Genomic DNA, 19,485 nt, shown 5'->3' with positions numbered 1-19,485 from the left:
ATCTTTTATCAGATTTAAGTTGATAGCCCCTAACCCTTTGGGGCGGATTCCCGTTATCTTTGAGGTAACGGGTTTCTTTTTGGTGCTCTAGCAACGAACACTGCCAGCAATGCTGTATAGCTGCCGTGAAAAAAAGAAAGGTTTCCAAACGGGGAGAATGGAAACCTTTACTAACCAATTATAAACCTAAATTATGATGCTACAAAGATAGTGTATTTATCACACTTAGCAAAAAAAATATATTTTTTTCGGATCCCCCTTCTTCCAGGTTTTCGTCAAATTCCCGTAAGCTGGGCCGATTGCACGCGCGTATCCTGCCCAGTTCAAGTGATCACTTGCGGCTTTTCATCGATTATAATGGTCTATCGCAGCCTCGAGCCTCCTTAAGCCGGTGAATTGAACCAAATAGCCGCCGATAGCCAAGCCGGTACCGGCGCCCAGTAAAATGTAGCTGGCGGTGAACCTGGGCATTGCAGGTTCGCGCGAAAATCCGTGCTGTAAGTCGAAATCTGCGTGGTTTCGGTTAGCTGTTATTAAAAATGATACCAATGCTGCGCCGATGCTTGCCCCGGCACTGATGTATAACGCTTTGCTTTTTGACTTCCTCTTGTGGTAATCTTTCAATAGATTGATGCTTTCCGCATTATCTGCCATGGCGAGCTTGAGGTTAGCGTAATTCACTTTTTTGAGGTCATCATATCCTTTATTAAAGTACATGCGCATATTAATACTGGTGTTGGTACTCCGATAACGCTCACCGTACCTATACTGTCTCCGATGGTCCCAATAATTGGTCCGGCCGTTCTTGAAAAATATTAATCCGTCCTTCCACTACCCGTTCCGACAGTTGTTCTTTGGCTAATCCTGGTAGGCGTCGCGTTGTTGCAAAAAAGCCTTCGTCTGTATTAAGAAACTTCACTTGGCGCAATGGAATCCGTCTTGAATCTGCCTTTAGCACAAGTTGGTTCAGCATGTCCGTCCGCATCCGGACCCGGTTGGCATACAAGACTGAATCCGAATAGAAATATACAAAATTCCGTGATTCATCCACTTGGAGGGACAATTGCGCACATACATCCCGAAGACCAAATGTTAAAAGCGAAAATATAAGGAAGGTCAGCCTTTTATAATGATTTTCCATTAGAAATAAACGTCACTATTGACACAGTTGTCAAAGTTAACCCTTTTGAAGTATATTATGCTTATACTAATGAGTAAAGTACTCGACCTACAAAGGCTTTTCGCCGGTTTAATATTTATTGTATTTATACTTTTACTTTCCTTACCTGTTCTTTAAAACCTTAGGCAGGACACCGTAATGAACGGAACCTATGAGTATACGGCTGCTATCGTCATGCTATATGGGAACGGACTGGTACAAAGGAGTTTAGCAGCAGCTAGACGCCCAGACAGGAGTGTGCTATGGCTTTTTACAAAAATATAATACTATGTATTGCATAGTACAAAATAAAACATATATCTTTGCATTATGATAGTTGATAATACGCAAACCCAGATGAGGAAAGGGATATTGGAGTACTGTATCCTTTCGATTATCTCGCGAGGCGAGATATATGCCTCAGACATCATCAGCGAACTCAAGAAGGCGCGGCTGCTGGTGGTAGAGGGTACTCTGTATCCGCTGCTCACGCGGTTGAAAAACAATGGCCTGCTGAGCTACAACTGGAAAGAATCGACTTCCGGTCCTCCGCGCAAATATTACCAGATTACACCTGCTGGCTTGGAAGTGCTCCGCAAACTCGATGCAACATGGGAAGAACTGGCCTTTGCTGTGCAGACATCCATGGAGGGCCGGCCGGAGCAGCCCAAAGCAGACGATAAATCAGACATCAACTAACAGATAAGTATATAAAAAAACAATAGTCATGAACAAGACAATCATCATTAATATAAACGGCATTGTATTCCATATCGAGGAAGATGCTTATGAGGTACTGCGCGCATATATGATCGATGTGAAAAGGCACTTCGGAAACACTGCGGACAGCCAGGAAATCGTTGAAGACATCGAAAACCGCATTGCCGAAATGTTCGGCGAACGCATTGTACAGGGAAGGAAAGAGGTCATAACGATGGCGGATGTGAACGAGGTAATCACACAGATGGGGCAGGTAAGCGATTTCGAAGGCGCGGAAGTGGACGATAGCTCTTCCGAAGCGTTTTATGATGTACCTCCCATCAGCGGGCAGCGTAAGCTCATGCGTGACCCCGACGATAAAGTGTTCGGTGGGGTATGCAGCGGGTTGGGACATTATTTCGGTATCGAAGCGCGTTGGATACGGCTCTTCCTGGTATTGCTTTTTATTTTCGGAGGTGCCGGATTTTTGCTTTATATTATTTTATGGATCGTAATGCCGCTGGCTACTACTCGTGCCGACCGGATGGCCATGCGCGGAGAAACACCTAATTTGCAGAACTTCAAACGGAGCTTTCAGGAGGAGATGGAGGGCCTCCGTTCAAATTTTACCGGGGCCGAGGAAGGCCTTAGAAAAGGGCTGAACTCGGCCGGTAATTTCGTGGTTCGGACATTTATTATTCTCGCGAAGATCATCGGGGTTCTTTTTATCATGGGGTTATGCGTCGGGTTTGTGGTTTTGGCCATTGCTATTGTTGCCAGTTTTGGTTTTTTCGGCTCGGATACGGATATGGCTATGTTTCCCCTTAACGTGATTGAACCTGGTTTCCGCACGCCGATGCTCATCAGCGCACTTTTTGTGGCGATTATCCCTTTTCTTGCATTGGTAGGGTTAGTTATCCGGATTTTATTCAATAAAAATGTCATCGGGAGATACACGGGCTTTACCTTATTGGTCGCATGGTTGATCGCGGTAGGATTCACCACGGTATATGGCACCCGTACGTTGAATGATTTCCGGGAAGAAAGCACGGTGGTTGAAGAACGACCCCTGGAGCAAAACGAGGTATATCAGCTATCCCGCAATGACCTTACGGTAATCCGCCTGCAAAACGATAGCCTTGATCGCCTATCCCGTATACGGCAACGCGCGTTAGTGCGCAACAACCACCTGTCGGAAGGACAAAACCGCATGTATATGCGCGTTGTCAGGATTGATACAACACAGGCACCATCCATTACCTATGAATATTCGGCGCGGGGTGCCACTTATGAGCTGGCGGCTGACAGGGCGGGCAGAATTGACTATCGCATGGAACAGCGAGGTGCGGCATTGGCGTTTGATAGCCATTTCAATCTGCAGCGCGGCGATCTTATGCGAGACCAGCGCCTGTACCTGAAGCTTAATATACCAGTGGGTACCAAGCTGGTTATTGATCGCGATCTCCAGCGACATATCTTGGATTTGCCTTTTAATCAGTGTGAAAAGAACCACGGTTATCCTGATGGCAACCGACCCGATAAAACGGAATGGATAATGACCGAATCCGGCTTGAAATGCACAGCGATGCCTCCTCCTGTTGAAGATAGGGAGATTATAGATACGGTACCAACAGGAATTGTATCAGACAGCATTGAGGTGCCAGGCGTTGGGAAACCATAACGTGTCGTTCAGCTATTTCACAAAAAAATCGGCATGACGTGCAACTTTCGTACAGCTTGATGCGTCATAATAACCGCAAATATGAAAACTGTTACCCATATCCTTGTATCTCTTTTGGTTGTTGCCGGATTTGATTTTGCTTACGCGCAACAGGCAACTATTGCTGGAAGAGTGATAGATGAAGATAATAATCCACTTGATTTAGCTACGGTGACCTTATTGCTGGCAAACGATTCTACGGTAGTTAAGACTGGTTTTCCGGATGGACAGGGGTATTTCGAATTGTCAGATATTGCCCCCGGAGAATTCCTTTTATCGGTCATGCTGGTAGGCTATGAAGATGCCATCAGCCCGATCACCATTACGCCGGCAACACCGGCAAAAAGTCTTCCGGCTATCGTGTTGAAAGCAACCAATAAGCTGTTGGCAGAAGTGGCTGTTACCGTGCAGCGTCCATTGGTGGAGCGCAGGCCAGACATGCTGGTTGTTAATGTGGAGAACTCCGCCCTGGCAGCCGGCAACACGGCTATGGACATCCTCGAACGTTCGCCTGGCGTGACGGTAGATAAAGATGATAACATCAGCCTTATGGGTAAACAAGGAGTGACAGTAATGATTGATGGGAAACAAACCTACCTTTCTGCGGAGCAACTCGCCAATTTCCTGCGCAATACAGACGGTAATATGATAAAGTCCATCGAACTGATCACCAATCCTTCATCAAAATACGATGCTTCAGGCACAGCCGGCATGATTAACATCGTACTTAAAAAAAACCGATTGGCCGGAACGAATGGCACGCTTTCGCTTGGTACAGGCTATGGAGTCGGCCATAAGGCAAACACATCTTTAAATCTGAATCATAAAACAGGCCGGACAAACGTCTTCGGTACGTACAGCTACCTTAATAATAGGGGTGGTAATGAATTCGATATTTTCCGATCCGTGGTGCACGGCAATGATTATACCGATTTCCAGCAGTATACGGATTTTAACCGGAAAAACCGGAGTCACAATTACCGGGCGGGTGTCGACTACAATACTTCTGAGCGCAACGTTGTGGGCTTGCTGGTGAGCGGATATGCAAGCGGTAATGACAATGACAACTCAAGCAACACGTTTATCGGGAGGAATGTCGCATTCCCTGATTCAACGCTATCGACAACGTCCGTGTTCGACGGAAACTATACAAGTATAACCGTCAATGCAAATAATCAGTTTACGATAGACAGTACAGGCCGGAAACTGGTGGCCGATGTGGATATCTCAAGGTTTTCAAACCGTAACAAAGCGCATTATGACAACACGTTTTATTTGCCGTCGGGCGATATGAAAGGTCAGCCGTTGCTCTCCCGTAGCGACATGCCGACGATTATCGATATCCGGGTGGCTAAAGTTGATTATACGCATCCCATGGGCAAGGGCAAAAAGCTGGAAGCCGGTTTAAAGTACAGCAATGTTGTTTCAGACAATGATATGCGGTTCGAGAATCTGGAGGAGGACGTTTGGCAGAACGATGCAGGCCGTACTAACCATTTTGTCTATGACGAACAGGTAGCTGCCGCTTACGTCAATTACAGTACGCAATGGGGTAAATGGGGTGTCCAAGCAGGATTACGCAGCGAATACACAGTTTCCGATGGTAATTCCATCACCTTGGCCAACCGCATACAACGCGACTACTTAGATTTTTTTCCAAGCGTTTTTGTGAATTATAGCATTTCGGACAATCATCAGACCGGTTTATCTTATAGCAAGCGTATAAACAGACCTAACTATGGCAATCTGAATCCATTTGAGTATTTCCTTGACCAATATACCTTTGAACAGGGTAACCCCTATCTTAGACCGGAGTACACCCACGCTTTTGATTTTTCGTATACATTGATGCAACGGTATCACCTGAGTGCTGGTTATAACCGTACAAACGATGTAATCGCCGAATCCATGAATCAAGACGAGGTAACCAAACGTACGTGGGTAACGCGCGACAACCTAGCAAAGCAAAACATATGGTATGCCAACCTTAATGTGCCGGTTAAAATCACGAAGTTCTGGAATAGCAACACCAATTTTAATGCCTTTTATATGGGATTTGAGGGACCGCTGAATGGCGATTACCTCCGGCAGGGACAATTTGCCTGGCAGTTGCGCAGCAACCATACATTCACTATCGTACCTAACCTTACGGCAGAGGCATCGGCTAACTACCAATCTTCATTGATATATAGTGTATATCACATCGCAGCGCAGTGGTCTATCGACGCTGGGCTGAACAAATCATTTCTTGATAAGAAAGCAAACCTTAAGCTTTCTGTAAGCGACATTTTCGATACCCGCATCCAAGATGTGCGTACCCGCTACAATAACATGAACGCGATTGTGAACCAGAAGAATGAAACACGGATTGCGCGGCTCACCCTTACCTATAACTTTGGAAACATGAAAAACGGCGCGCGCCGTAACGATACCCAAAGTGAGGAAAAAAGCCGTATAAGTATGCCCTGACCTGATACGTGCTTGGGCGGTTTTTTGTTCACACCCGAAATGATTATGTTTGCGTGTGTTCATGTCGCTGCCGGGTATGTGTAAACCACCAGTTTATTTGTATGTTGTTTGTCTTCTGGCTGCCATCAGGGTAGATGCGCAGGAGTTTCAGCGTATTGGCTCGCCATTGGTACAGCAATACACCAAATCGGATTACCGGGCAGGCAATCAGAATTGGGCCGTTGCTACAGGCCGGGATGGGGTAATGTACATAGCCAATGCCGACGGATTAATGGTTTTCGACGGCCAATACTGGACGTTGCACCGCCTTCCCAACAAAGGTACCTTGAGAAGCGTTGCCGTTGACAGTACGGGAAGAATTTATGTAGGCGGCTTGGCAGAGTTTGGCTATTGGGAAAACGTAGGGTTCGGAAGGATGCGTTACCAATCGGTAAGCCAACTCCTGGATGATGACAAACGAATAAAGGATGAAATCTGGAAAATCGTTATTGATGGAGATCGTGTTCTATTCCAGTCGTTCTCAACGGTATACAGCTACGAAAACAACAATATTCAGATTATTAAAGGGGGAGGCCAGCCGTTTCTTTTCTTGCACCGGGTGCATGGCCGCACATTTATCGAACTTATACCGTCCGGCTTGCATGAGTTAAGCGGCGATGAATTGGTTCCGCTGAATGATAAAGAGATGTTGGGCGGCGCTAATGTGCTTGCCATGCTACCATTCAAAAACGGGCAAGTACTCATCGGCACGGCTAAGTCCGGCCTATTTCTCATGGATAGCACGTTGTCCATAAGAAAGTGGCATAACGCCGCCGATGCGCTGCTGCAGGCCGCACAGTTAAATAATGGGCTACGGGTACGGAAGGGTTTCTATGCGTTTGGCACGATACTGCAAGGAGTGATTATTATAGATGAAGAGGGCAACGTTGTGCAACACATACATAAGGCCAATGGGTTGCAAAACAATACCGTGCTAAGCATGAATATGGACCGACAGCAGAATATATGGGCAGGTCTGGACAACGGCATAGACCGTATCGAAATTAGTGCACCATTGCATTATTATACCGATAACAGCGGTAGTATAGGTACGGTTTATGCGGCGCGTATATTCGGCGGCCATATTTATCTGGGCACTAACCAAGGATTGTTTTATAGCCCTTGGCCGTCAGGAGATAGTTACCGACTCTTTGAGTTTAAGCTGGTGGAAGGTTCACAGGGACAGGTATGGAACCTGACCGTGGCTGACGGTGAATTGCTTTGCGGTCATAACGACGGAACATTCAAGGTGTTGGGAAGCAAACTGACCAAGCTTTCAAGCGTGACCGGCGGATGGACGCTTCAGCAGTTAGCTAACAAGCCAAACATCTTGTTGCAGGGCACTTATACCGGTTTAGCTGTTTTTCAAAAAACCGGGCAGGGTTGGACTTTTTCAAATCGCGTCAAGGGGTATAGCGATCCCACACAGTTTATCGAGCCCATATCAACTGCGACGGTATGGGCAAGCGGTTACAAAGGACTGCGATTGCTTACACTGGACAGTAAATTAGAGCAGGTTGAACAGGTTCATTTGTATGATACGGCAAACGGCCTCCCTCAAAGTACATTCATAAATGTATTCAGATTGGCCGGACGTCCGGTATTCGCCACCGATAGTGGATTTTATCGATATGACGATATTACGGATCGGTTTTATCGATATGATCAACTCAACGAGCAGTTGGGATCTTTTGCCTTTTCCAACAAAATTATTCACGCCGTAGCCAACCAGTATTGGTTTATTAACCGGGCCCGTATAGCGTTGGTTAATTTGGGTGCCAAAGGAGCGCTGCAGATAGATTCTACGCAATTTGCCATGCTTAATGGCCGCATGATGAAGTTTTACGAGAGCATTAATCGTGTCGAAGATAAGTATCTAATAAGCCTCGATGACGGTTTTGCGATTTACCAGGCAATGGATACTGCGGTAAACAATACCCGGTTGCCCGTGCCATTGATCCGTACAGTAAGTAATATTACCGATAGCTTGCCGGATTTATGGCATATGATGGGAGAAAACCCCCAAATCCCATACCGGCATAATAATATCCGAATCAGTTATGCAGCCCCCTGGTATAGCGCGATACCGTTGCGCTACCAATATTACTTGGAAGGTTACTCCCGTACGTGGTCTGAATGGGGCGAAGCCGCACAGAAGGAATTCACCAATCTAAGGCAGGGAGACTACGCCTTCAAGGTTAGGGCCATGGCTCCGGACGGCACCGTGTCTGGGATTGCCACCTACCGGTTCACCGTCTTGCCGCCCTGGTACCTATCATGGATAGCCTTAGCCGTGTATGCCGTGATGGCAGCGCTGCTGTTGGGCGCAGGCCGGGCATGGTACCGTCGGAAAATTCATAAACACCGAGAGCAAATACATGCTAATATGGCCAAAAAACAACAGGAAATACTGGCGAAAGAAACAGAAGAAAACGCGCGACGGCTGATGAAACTCAAAAATGAACAGTTGGAACGTGAGTTAGCCAGCAAAAACCGCGAACTGGCCAACACCGCCATGAGTATAGTGTATAAAAACGAATTGCTTAATAACGTGCATGAAGAACTGCTTCAACTCCGGGATGGTGAAGGACGTAAGTTATCCAGCGATCAACTCCGGAAAATTAATAAAATCATTGAAGACGCGCGGAGCGATGAGCGTGATTGGAATATTTTTGAAGAAAGCTTTAACGAAGCTCATGAAAACTTTTTCAAAAAGCTCAAAGCCGACTATCCGGGGCTGGTGCCTAATGATCTAAAGCTATGTGCTTATCTACGCATGAACATGAGCAGCAAGGAAATCGCTTCGTTGCTCAACATCACCACAAGGGGTGTCGAAATCCGGCGTTATCGTCTGCGTAAAAAGCTAAATGTGCCACACAGTAAGAATCTCACGGAATTCCTTATGGAAGTTTAGCCCTTCGTCCGGATATGTATGTCGCGTTGAGGAAAGGGGATTTCAATGCCCGCCTTATCCAATGCAGCTTTGCAATCGATGATAAGCTGTTCCTGCATTTCCCAGAATTTGTCATTGCTGGTGGTAACGCGCACCGAAAGGTTTACCGCACTGTCGCCCAACTGGGTAACCATAATCTGAGGGGCCGGATCGGTAAAGGCATGTTCGTTTTTCGCTATTACTTCCAGCAATACCTGCTTGGCAAGCCGGAGGTCTGCGCTATATGATACACGGATGTCGAACCAAGTCCGACGTGTGCCCAATTGGGTAAAGTTAGTGATACTGCTGTTTGACAAACTTCCGTTCGGCACCACCACCAATTGGTTTTGGGGAGTATGCAATTTGGTGGCGAAGATATCGATTTCCTTTACTGTGCCGGATTCGCCATTGCTGGATTGAATGAAATCGCCGACCCGGAATGGTTTTAATGTTAGAATAAGAATACCGCCGGCAAAGTTGCCAAGCGATCCTTGCAATGCTAAACCGATGGCCAGTCCAGCAGCCCCGATCATCGCTACGAAAGCCGACGTTTGTACGCCCAGTTGCGTAATAATCAGAATGAACAGTATAATGTTGAGTGCCCAGCGCACGAGGGTGCTCAGAAATTTCCTTAAAGAAAGATCTACGTTACGCCGCTCAAACATGCCGGTTAGGTATCTCATGATCATTTTGATTAACCATGAACCAATCAACAAGATCAAAAGCGATGAGACCAATGAAAGAGCTATCCGGGGCCCCCATTCAATTGCTGCCGTCCAAAATTTTTCCCAGTAGTTACTGATGTTCTCCATGTTTGCACTTAATCCTTCGTTTTGCATAACAGAGCGTTTTTGTAATTAATAGTTAATTATTGAATGTCATCAAATGTAAGGGTTCTTGAGGAGTTATCAAAAACAGGGCTTCTTAATCACTACATCATTACCTCACATCTGGAAGTGTGTATGTTTTACACCAATAGAGCAATCGACGAATTTGGTGTTTTTTTTATAAATAGATGGTTTATAGATTGTTGTGATATTTCTGACGGTTGGATTGAGCAAGTATTTTTTGCCAGATGTAGCAATGTATAGGTGCTAAATTCGTCTTTCAAACAATACATGGTCATTTTTGTAAACACATTGCTCCTATAGTCAGCGTAAACTGACGAAGGATATGCACATTTAATTAAGCCAATTTAAATTGAGACACATGAGAAATCTATTTACAAGCTGTTTTTTATGGCTGTGTATTGTTTGGGCCGGCACCACCTATGCACAGGATACGAAGGTAAGCGGAAAGGTAACCGATGCGATTACTTCAGTTGGTCTCCCTGGCGTTACGGTGACGGTAAAAGGTACGTCAATCGCAACGCAAACGGATGCGGCTGGAAATTATTCCATTGAGGTAGGAACGGCAGACACGCTGATATTCCGTTCGCTGGGATTTGCCACACAGGAAATCGCCGTGAGAGGCCGTACGGTGATTGATGCGATAATGGAAGACGACAGCACGGAGTTGGGCGAGGTCGTGGTAATCGGCTATGGTACGGCGCAAAAAAGGGATTTGACGGGGTCTATCGCACAGGTAAAGGGAGCTGAAATAGTTGATCGGCCAGGAACAAATCCCGTTGCAAACCTTCAAGGGAAAGTGTCGGGTTTGCAGGTAACCAATTCGGGTAGGCCCGGACAGGAACCAGACATCCGTATCCGAGGTACAAATTCGATAAACGGAGTTAAACCGCTTTATGTGGTTGATGGGTTATTGAATGATAATATCAATTTCTTAAACCCTGCAGATATCGAAAGCATCGAAGTGCTTAAAGATCCTTCTTCATTAGCTATTTTCGGCGTGCGCGGAGCCAATGGTGTGATAGCCATCACTACCAAACGAGCAAGGGCGGGACAACTGAACTTTGAGTTTAGTTCTCGTTTAGGGATTAAGGATGTCGCGCATCGGATGAAACTGACCGATGCAGCGCAATTTCGTGAATTGTACGAGGAACAGCGCTTTAATCAGGGGGATGCGCCATATGACTATACCCATTGGCAAGCCAACACAGATTGGCAGGATGAAATTTTTACCAATGGTTTGTTGAATTACAACAACCTGAGTGTAAGCGGGGCTACCGAACGTAATAGTTTCCGTATGGGAGTAGGCTATTCGCATGATGAGGGCATTATTAGAAACGAGCGTCACAGGCAACTCACATTGAATGTAAGCGACGAACTTAAAATCACAGATAACTTCCGCACAGGTATCGTATTCAATGGCTATAGGGCGCAATTGCCGGTGGAGCGTGGGGTGTTCGGCGCTATTTTGGCGGCGCCCATCGCCCCGGTATTCAACGAGGAATATGGTCTCTACCATTCAATGCCCGATTTTCAGCGGGCTCAGGTCAATAACCCGCTCGTGCCCATAGAAGAGCGTAAAAATTCACAAATTAGGTTAAACTACCGGGCGGTGACCAATGCGTTTGCCGAAGTGGATTTTTTGCAGGACTTCAACTTTAGGGTGAACCTTTCTGCCGATTACGGGTTTAACCAGTTTCGTACATATCAGGGACTGGTGCGGGTGTATAACCCGGATATGTCTGGCGAAAACAAGGCAGAGCTGATAGATAATCAGCTGACTTCTGTAGAGCAAGAACAAAATAAATATTACAAGTACCAAACGGATTGGTTGCTGAATTACAAGAAGAGCTTCGGATTGCACAACCTGACAGCCATGGGTGGTTTTACGACTTATATGCAGGGATTTGAAGCCACCACTGCGCGACGGACGCAGGGCGAAGGGCTGGAAATACCGAACGACCCTGACTATTGGTATGTGGGTATAGGGGATGTGAATACGCAAAGGGGTGGTGGTACGGCATGGGAATACCGGACGCTGTCGTACTTGGCCCGCGCATTATATAATTACGACGGAAAGTATCTGCTCAATGCTTCTTTCCGGAGGGATGGGAGTTCTGCGTTCGCCAAAGGAAATCCGTGGCAAAACTTCTATGCTGTAGGAGGTGCATGGGTGCTCACGCGCGAAAATTTTATGCAAGACCAGACGTGGGTAAATTTGCTGAAAATCCGTGGCTCATGGGGTAGCTTGGGGAACCAAGACGTAGGGGGCAACAGATATCCCATGTATCCGCAGTTGGTAGCAGGTAATTCTACCGTTTTTGGTAACCGGTTGGTACCTGCTTATGGGCCTGAGTATATCCCAGACCCTAATTTACGGTGGGAAGTGGTAAAGGCATGGGAGGCAGGATTTGAGTTGAGTGCATTCAATAATCGGTTTGATCTTGAAGCGGTGTATTATCATAAAAATACCGATGGTGTATTGGTTCGGATACCTGGTATTTTTGGCAGCTTGCCGGGATTGGGCAACTTAGGGGAGATTGAAAACAAGGGGCTAGAGTTGTCTACACGTTGGAACCAACGGATGACGGATGACTGGCGTTTTTCCATCGGCGGTAATATCACTACAGTGAAGAACAACGTGATAGCATTGTCCACAGATGGTTACAATATCATCGACGGCCCCTCGCGCACGATTGCCGGGTATCCTATTGGTTATTTCTGGGGATATATCCATGACGGCATTTTCCAAACTGAGGCAGAGATTGCACAAGCTCCCGAAAATGGTCTCGGCAGCGGTCGTTTCCGGCCGGGAGATATCCGCTTCCGCGACGTGAATGGAGATGGGCGTATTGACGTGAATGACCGTACGATGATTGGCAATCCGACACCGGATTTTTTCTATGGGATTTCGCTGAATACTTCTTACCGGAATTTTGACCTCAATCTGGAATTCCAGGGCGTATATGGCAATGAAATTATGCGTACTTGGAATCAAAGCCAGTTTGCAACCTACAACTTTCTGCGTGATCGCATGGGGCGTTGGAACGGAGTGGGAACCAGTAATTGGGAACCGATACTTGATGAAGGTAGGGCCAATAACCGTCAACATTCAACATATTTCATTGAGGACGGTAGTTTCTTTCGACTCAGAGACGTGACGCTTGGTTATACTTTTCCGCAGGAAACCATTGCCCGGATGAACCTGAAATCGCTGCGGCTATTTTTCAACGCGCAGAATGTGTTTACGCTGGCCAACAATACAGGTTTTACACCGGAAATAGGCGGAAGTGCCGTGTCGTTTGGCGTAGACAACGGTACTTATCCCGTACCGGCGATATATACGTTTGGTATTAACCTCAACTTTTAACGTAAAGAATCGAAAACGATGAAGACGAAAATAATAACAGCAGACATCAAGCGATTAGCGATAGCTTATTTAACCGTATGGCTATTGGCAGGTTGTGGCACTGATTGGTTGGAGATTAAACCCAAGGGGCGCTTCACCGAAGAAGACCTGCCGGCCGGCTCTTTGGAAGGAAGGGTATTTGCGGCCTATTCGGGCCTCCGGAGCGAAGCGACAAGTGGACTGCCGTATGCGGCAGTGCACAACATCCGGTCTGACGATGCTCATCTGGGTAGTAATTCGGGCGACTATGCACAGGCAGGACCAATTTATGACGAATTCAATTATTCGTTGTCGCACTGGCTTACAGATAGTTACTGGGATGGCCATTACGCTTTGATTAATCTGACTAACAATGTGATTACGGCGTTGGATTCCATTGCCGAACCAAGCACGGGTACATTGGTAAACGTGGCTGAAGCTAAGTTTTTGCGGGGATGGGCTTATTTCAATTTGGTCCGTACGTTTGGAGAGGTGCCCATTATTGATTTCCGTATTACTGACCAAGCATCTGCAATACGGCCGAAATCTACCATTGATGCGATCTATCGTTTCATTGACGCCGATATCGCAGAAGCGGTAGCCATGCTGCCCGAACAGTGGGACGGTTATCCAGGACGGGCAACTCGGGGCGCGGCGTTGGCCGTACAGACCAAGACATACATGGCACGCCAACTGTATGCTCAGGCGTTGGCTTCGGCCCAGGCAATTATCTCGTCTGGCGTATACGATCTCAGTGTACCCTACCATCAGATTTTCCGCGAAGAACGTGAAAATAGTAAAGAGTCCATTTTTGAGATACAGGCACTTTTTGACGGTGTACAGGATTTTGGCGTAACATGGGCAAGCAGGCAGGGCGTGCGTGGTTCAGGTGAATGGAACCTGGGGTGGGGATGGAACATCCCGAACCAGCGGTTAATTGATGCGTTCGAACCGAACGATCCCCGGCACGAAGCCACTGTCCTTTATTCCGGTAAAGACGATGGGTTCGGCAATGTGTTACCCGATAATCTGCCGCGGGCGCAGTGGAACAAGAAAGCGTATACCGATCCGGCAATCCGCAGGCAGTTGGGCAATAATTTCGGCCGTTGGTTCAACGTTCGTATCATCCGCTATGCGGATATCGTGTTGCTGGCCGCTGAGGCCGCCAACGAACTGGGGGGCGATGCAAATATCGACTTGGCCTTGGACTACCTGGAACAAGTACGCGCACGCGCACGTGGCGGCAATAGTGGAATTTTACCACCTGTAACAACAAGAAATCAGGCGGAGCTCCGGCAGGCCATCCGCCACGAACGGCAAGTAGAGCTGGGTATGGAAAACGAACGTTTTTTTGACCTGGTACGGTGGGGAATTGATGTAGAAACCATGCACGGTGCAGGCCATGTCGGTTACCAGCAACGCAACCGCTATTTCCCAATACCTCAGAAGGAGGTAGATCGGTCCGGTGGAGTGTTGATACAAAATCCAGATTATCAATAATACAATTAGTCATGAAAAATTTTTTCTATACAATAGCTGCATTGGTGAGTTTCGCTGGATTGATGACGGCCGGTTGCCAAAAAATGGAACGGCCGGAAATGAATATCATTCCCGATCCACCTGACGACGGGACAATAAGAATCCTGGCTATCGGAAATAGTTTCTCGGAAGATGCAATCGAAAATTATTTGTATGAATTGGCCGCAGCGAAGGATATTCCCGTAATTATTGGGAACCTGTATATCGGAGGGGCTTCACTTGAATTGCATGCAAGGAATGTTTCGAACAACGAGAAGGCTTACAGTTATCGAAAGATTGGTCGAGACGGCAAGAAAACGACCGTGGCCAACACGTCTATCGCGGAAGCCATGGCCGATGAAAAATGGACACATATCAGTTTCCAGCAAGTAAGCGATTATTCGGGACAATACGAAACATGGGAAGCATCGCTTTCTACCGTATATAATTACGTGTCACCTCGTGCGAGGCATCCTGAAGTTAAATTCATGCTGCATCAGACTTGGGCTTACGCACAAAATTCTACCCACGCGGCATTCCCTAACTATGGAAATGATCAAATGACAATGTATTCGGCAATAGTGGATGCGGTGAACCGGGCCAAAAACTTGGTGGATATCGATCTTATTGTGCCGGCTGGAACCGCCATACAAAACGGCCGGACCAGTATCATCGGTGATAATTTTACGCGTGACGGCTATCACCTGGACAACAACATCGGCCGGTACACGGCAGCCTGTGCTTGGTTTGAGGCGATTTTTGGCGAAAGTGTAGTGGGGAACCCCTTTAAGCCAGAAGCACTGTCTGATTATGAAGCTGAAATTGCTCAACAGGCTGCCCATTTGGCTATTCAACAACCCAATCAGGTGACCGATATGGTTGACTATAAAGACTGGGGCGGATCGTTCGAATTTCTGCATCCGGCATTCATTGATTTTGGTGGCGTAGGCGGCGCTGAAGGCTGGAACACGCTTTCAGGTTATCTAGCCGGTGCATCTATACTTAATCTTAAAGATATGAACGGTGACTTTACCGGTGTAACGCTCAGGGTTGAAGAACGGTTTAACGGCATTAATACAAATGGAGAACTCGACGCTACTGCATTTAATATGCCGGAAAACGTAGCCAAAAATTCATTTTTTGGGAACTCAAAAACGCCCTTCAATAACATGGTGGTAGAACAGAGTGTGCTCACCATTGCCGGACTGGATACGGATAAAACTTATGATCTATGTTATTTCGGGTCACGGGGCGGTGTGGGCGATAACCGTGAAACGGCCTATACCGCGCAGGGCGCAAACGAGGCTACAGCGGTGATTAACACCTCAAACAATAAAACGGATGTGGCATGTACGAATGGTATACAGCCCGATGCTGAGGGTGTGATCCGGGTGACCATTACTGCAGGCCCGAACAATAACAATGGGAACGGGTTCTACTATATCACGGCGATGCGGGTTTCGCCTAGGGTGCGCTGATTCCAACGGGCTGCGGTGGATAGGAATTGATTTTTATAAAAACATATACTAAGTGTCAATGGTTTCCATGTAACCAACCAGTTAATTGTGGTAGAAGTGCTATGAGTAAGCGTACAAAAATCAATTAAATGAAGTGGACATGAAAAACACATTGAGAAACTGCTTTTGGGGCCTGTGCCTCTTGTGGTGCGGCGCTGTGTATGCGCAGGAAGGCAGGGTAAGTGGCAAGGTGACCGATGCACTGACGGCCAACGGTATACCGGGGGTGACCGTTATGGTGAAAGGAACATCCGTAGCGACCCAGACGGATGCGGCAGGTAATTATTCCATAGAAGCGGCACTGACCGATACGTTGGTGTTCCGATCTTTAGGTTTTGCCCCACAGGAAATCGCTGTGGACAACCGTACAACGGTTGACGTTGTGTTGGAGGACCAGGGCACAGAGTTGGAAGAGGTGGTAGTGATCGGGTACGGTACACAGCGGCAGCGTGAGCTGACCACGGCGGTGTCCACTGTGCGCGCCGAAGAGATTGTACGGACGCCCGCTGCAACGGCCATGCAGTCGTTACAAGGCCGGGTGGCGGGCGTACAAATTGTAAGCAGCGGAGCTCCAGGTGCATCGCCAACCGTGCGACTGCGAGGGATCGGTTCGTTTGAAGGCGGGGCAGCGCCGCTTTACGTGGTTGATGGCATGTTCTTTGACAATATCGACTTTCTTAACCCGAATGACATTGAAACGATTTCAGTTTTGAAAGATGCTTCTGCGGCGGCAATATATGGGGTGCGCGCGGGAAATGGTGTCGTGCTGATCGAAACGAAGTCGGGTGCTTACAACCAGCAGGGAACTATCGAATATGATGCGTACTATGGGATACAGAACCCCCAGAATGTGCTGCAGATGGCCAATACCGAACAGTTTGTCCAATATGTTCAGGAAACCGGAGCCTCCGCAGATAATACTTTTGTGCAAAACGCCATAGCGCGTTTCGGCGCACATCCGAGCAACCCGAACTTGCCCAACGTAAATACCAACTGGTACAATGAGGTGATGAGCCCGGCGCCTATTCAAAACCATAACCTGACATTTAACGGCGGAGGCGAGAACACTCGTTATTCCATCGGTGGCAGTTATTTCGATCAAGAGGGATTGCTGAACGAGCATCGCAATAACTACAGGCGGATGAACTTCCGCGTCAAGGTGGACAGCAGGGTAAAGGATTGGCTGAGTGTGGGCGGCAACTTCAACGCAAGCATGGCCCGCCAGTATATTGGAGAGAATACCGCTTGGTTTCGGTCTTATTTTTCCGTACCGATTTTGCCGGTTTTTGACGAAAACAACACGGCTGCCGCGCCCCACAGGCTTGCCAATGCGCAGTTACTCGGATATCGTGGTAGCCAGAATCCTTTTTTTCCGCTCTATTATGTCGACAACCGGCATCATATTGCCAAATTGCTTGGCAATTTCCACTTAGAGGCTAACATCATTGAAAGCAAGCTGAAATTCCGCACGCAGTACAACTATGGTTTGAGTTTCATCAACCGGAGGCGCGTAGATTTCGAATATAACGACGGGGTAACCCGGCATCAATCGGCTATTCGTCGGGAAAACACTTCGGACTATGATCAGGTATGGGATAATTTCCTGACATACGATGATAACTTCGGGAAGCATAATCTAAATGTGGTGCTTGGACAATCGTTTCGCAGTGAGTACAGCGAGTTGCTATACGCACGAGGTACGGCCATCAGTCCCGCGCCGTCGCGCGCAGCGGAGCAGTATTGGTATTTGCGGAACGCCACAGACTTCGACTTGGATGACGTCGGCGATGCAAATGAAAATACCCTTAATGCCAACCTGCGTTTCCTCTCCTTTTTTGGCCGTGCCGCATACAACTATGACGAGCGCTACCTGTTTTATACGACATTTCGCCGCGACGGCAATAATAAGTTCCAAAAGAAATGGGGTAATTTTGCAACGGTTGGCTTGGGCTGGATTATCTCCTCAGAAGAGTTCTTTGATGTAGGCGGCATTGACTTCCTGAAGCTGCGGGCATCGTGGGGGCAGTTGGGCAACGACGCGATCAGCCCTGCCGTGGGCGCGCCTACATTGGTGGAAAACAGCGGTGCTATCAACGATACCCGGGTAGTAGGCCGGCGCTTAGATCCGACCTATGACCTAATCACCGAGTGGGAAACAACGGTGGAAACCAATTTCGGTTTGGATGCGCAATTCTTAAACAGCCGTCTCTCACTTGAAGCCGATTATTTCATCCGTGACACACGTAGCTTGGCTGTAGGCATTGTTCCTCCCGTGATACGGGCCAGTGAACGCCGCAGTGTGGGCGAAATCCGTAACACGGGAGTTGAACTGAACTTGAATTGGCGCGATCAGCTTTCGGAGGATTTCTCGTATAGCATTGGGGGCAACATCGCTACCCTGAAGAATACCGTTAGGGGGCTCGGTGGCGCAGGATACCTTGACGCAGGAAGCAGTGAGTTCCGCCAGCGCTCGATCATCGGCCAACCGTATCAGGCCTTTTTTGGATATGATGTAGTGGGGGTTTTTCAGGAAGGGCACTTCAGCAGCGCGGCGGATATAGCGCAAATGGCACAGGTAAGTGGTTATAATCCCGAGTTCATCGCCGCTAGGCAGTTGCAGGCAGGCGACCTTATCTTTCGTGATGTCAATGGCGATGGCGTTATTGACGATGAAGACCGTGTGGTACTCGGCTCTTACCTGCCAAAGTTTACGTGGGGTCTCAACTTAGGGTTCAGCTATAAGCGGTTTGATTTTTCCGCGTTGCTTCAGGGACAATCGGGCTACAGCATTCTTAACCGGAAAAGGGGAGAGCTAATCTTTACCAATGATACGAATATTGATGCTGATTTAGCCGCCAACCTATGGCGTGGGCCGGGAACTTCCAACAGCTACCCGTCTGCATCAGGGCTGCGCCGGAGTTGGAACCAGCCGATGAGCAGCTATTATGTGGAGGATGGATCGTATTTCCGGGTACAGAATGTACGTCTTTCCTATTCGTTCTTTGGCAGGGAAACCCAAGGTGGGGCAATGCTCCCGCGTACCCGGCTCACTTTCACCGCAGAACGGCCACTTACTGTTTTCAGATACAACGGCTTCAACCCCGAAGTGCCCAATGGCGTAGACCGAGAAGTATATCCTGTTCCTGCAGTCTATACGTTGGGATTATCAATCAGTCTTTAATACATAAACGAAGAA

10 protein-coding genes are annotated in these 19,485 nt (G+C 47.6%); 8 read left to right on the top strand and 2 right to left on the bottom strand.

Going from position 1 to position 19,485, the window contains the following annotated elements; all coding sequences use genetic code 11:
- Positions 1 to 345: 345 nt before the first annotated feature.
- Positions 346 to 717 carry a hypothetical protein gene (locus tag BM030_RS10770; protein WP_090973609.1) on the bottom strand — a complete coding sequence of 124 codons (372 nt, stop codon included), beginning with the start codon at positions 715 to 717 and terminating at the stop codon, positions 346 to 348.
- Positions 718 to 1,489: 772 nt separating this feature from the next.
- On the opposite strand from BM030_RS10770, the gene BM030_RS10760 reads away from it, so the two are divergent.
- The 4 genes from BM030_RS10760 to BM030_RS10745 all read left to right on the top strand — a co-directional run bounded on the left by BM030_RS10760 (position 1,490) and on the right by BM030_RS10745 (position 9,000).
- Complete coding sequence (locus tag BM030_RS10760; RefSeq protein ID WP_090973607.1) at positions 1,490 to 1,858, top strand: PadR family transcriptional regulator; 369 nt, start codon at positions 1,490 to 1,492, stop codon at positions 1,856 to 1,858.
- A gap of 28 nt (positions 1,859 to 1,886) precedes the next feature.
- The gene (locus tag BM030_RS10755; protein ID WP_090973606.1) at positions 1,887 to 3,539 is read left to right on the top strand and encodes a PspC domain-containing protein; all 1,653 of its coding nucleotides are present in this window, start codon (positions 1,887 to 1,889) and stop codon (positions 3,537 to 3,539) included.
- 81 nt (positions 3,540 to 3,620) lie between these two features.
- Positions 3,621 to 6,047 carry a TonB-dependent receptor gene (locus BM030_RS10750; protein ID WP_090973605.1) on the top strand — a complete coding sequence of 809 codons (2,427 nt, stop codon included), beginning with the start codon at positions 3,621 to 3,623 and terminating at the stop codon, positions 6,045 to 6,047.
- A 97-nt stretch (positions 6,048 to 6,144) separates the two neighbouring features.
- Entirely contained in the window at positions 6,145 to 9,000 is a 2,856-nt protein-coding gene (locus BM030_RS10745) for a triple tyrosine motif-containing protein (protein WP_170845703.1), read from the top strand.
- Here BM030_RS10745 and BM030_RS10740 read toward each other — a convergent pair.
- Positions 8,997 to 9,701, bottom strand: a complete 705-nt coding sequence (locus tag BM030_RS10740) for a mechanosensitive ion channel family protein (protein ID WP_211657574.1) — start codon at positions 9,699 to 9,701, stop codon at positions 8,997 to 8,999. The genes BM030_RS10745 and BM030_RS10740 overlap by 4 nt on opposite strands.
- A 526-nt stretch (positions 9,702 to 10,227) precedes the next feature.
- Between BM030_RS10740 and BM030_RS10735 the strand changes: the two genes are divergently transcribed.
- The 4 genes from BM030_RS10735 (at position 10,228) to BM030_RS10720 (ending at position 19,470) form a co-directional block, all read left to right on the top strand.
- Entirely contained in the window at positions 10,228 to 13,236 is a 3,009-nt protein-coding gene (locus tag BM030_RS10735; RefSeq protein WP_090973603.1) for a SusC/RagA family TonB-linked outer membrane protein, read from the top strand.
- Positions 13,237 to 13,254: 18 nt separating this feature from the next.
- Positions 13,255 to 14,754, top strand: coding sequence for a RagB/SusD family nutrient uptake outer membrane protein (locus BM030_RS10730; RefSeq protein WP_090973602.1), 1,500 nt, complete (start codon positions 13,255 to 13,257; stop codon positions 14,752 to 14,754).
- 11 nt (positions 14,755 to 14,765) lie between these two features.
- On the top strand, positions 14,766 to 16,250 hold the full coding sequence (locus BM030_RS10725; protein WP_090973601.1) for a DUF4886 domain-containing protein: 1,485 nt from the start codon (positions 14,766 to 14,768) through the stop codon (positions 16,248 to 16,250).
- A gap of 139 nt (positions 16,251 to 16,389) precedes the next feature.
- Positions 16,390 to 19,470, top strand: coding sequence for a SusC/RagA family TonB-linked outer membrane protein (locus BM030_RS10720; protein ID WP_090973600.1), 3,081 nt, complete (start codon positions 16,390 to 16,392; stop codon positions 19,468 to 19,470).
- Positions 19,471 to 19,485: the final 15 nt, after the last annotated feature.

The organism is Parapedobacter composti (assembly GCF_900112315.1).
GTDB lineage: Bacteria > Bacteroidota > Bacteroidia > Sphingobacteriales > Sphingobacteriaceae > Parapedobacter > Parapedobacter composti.
The sequence above is the reverse complement of the archived record's forward strand: the minus strand, read 5'-3'. Positions and strand labels throughout refer to the sequence as shown.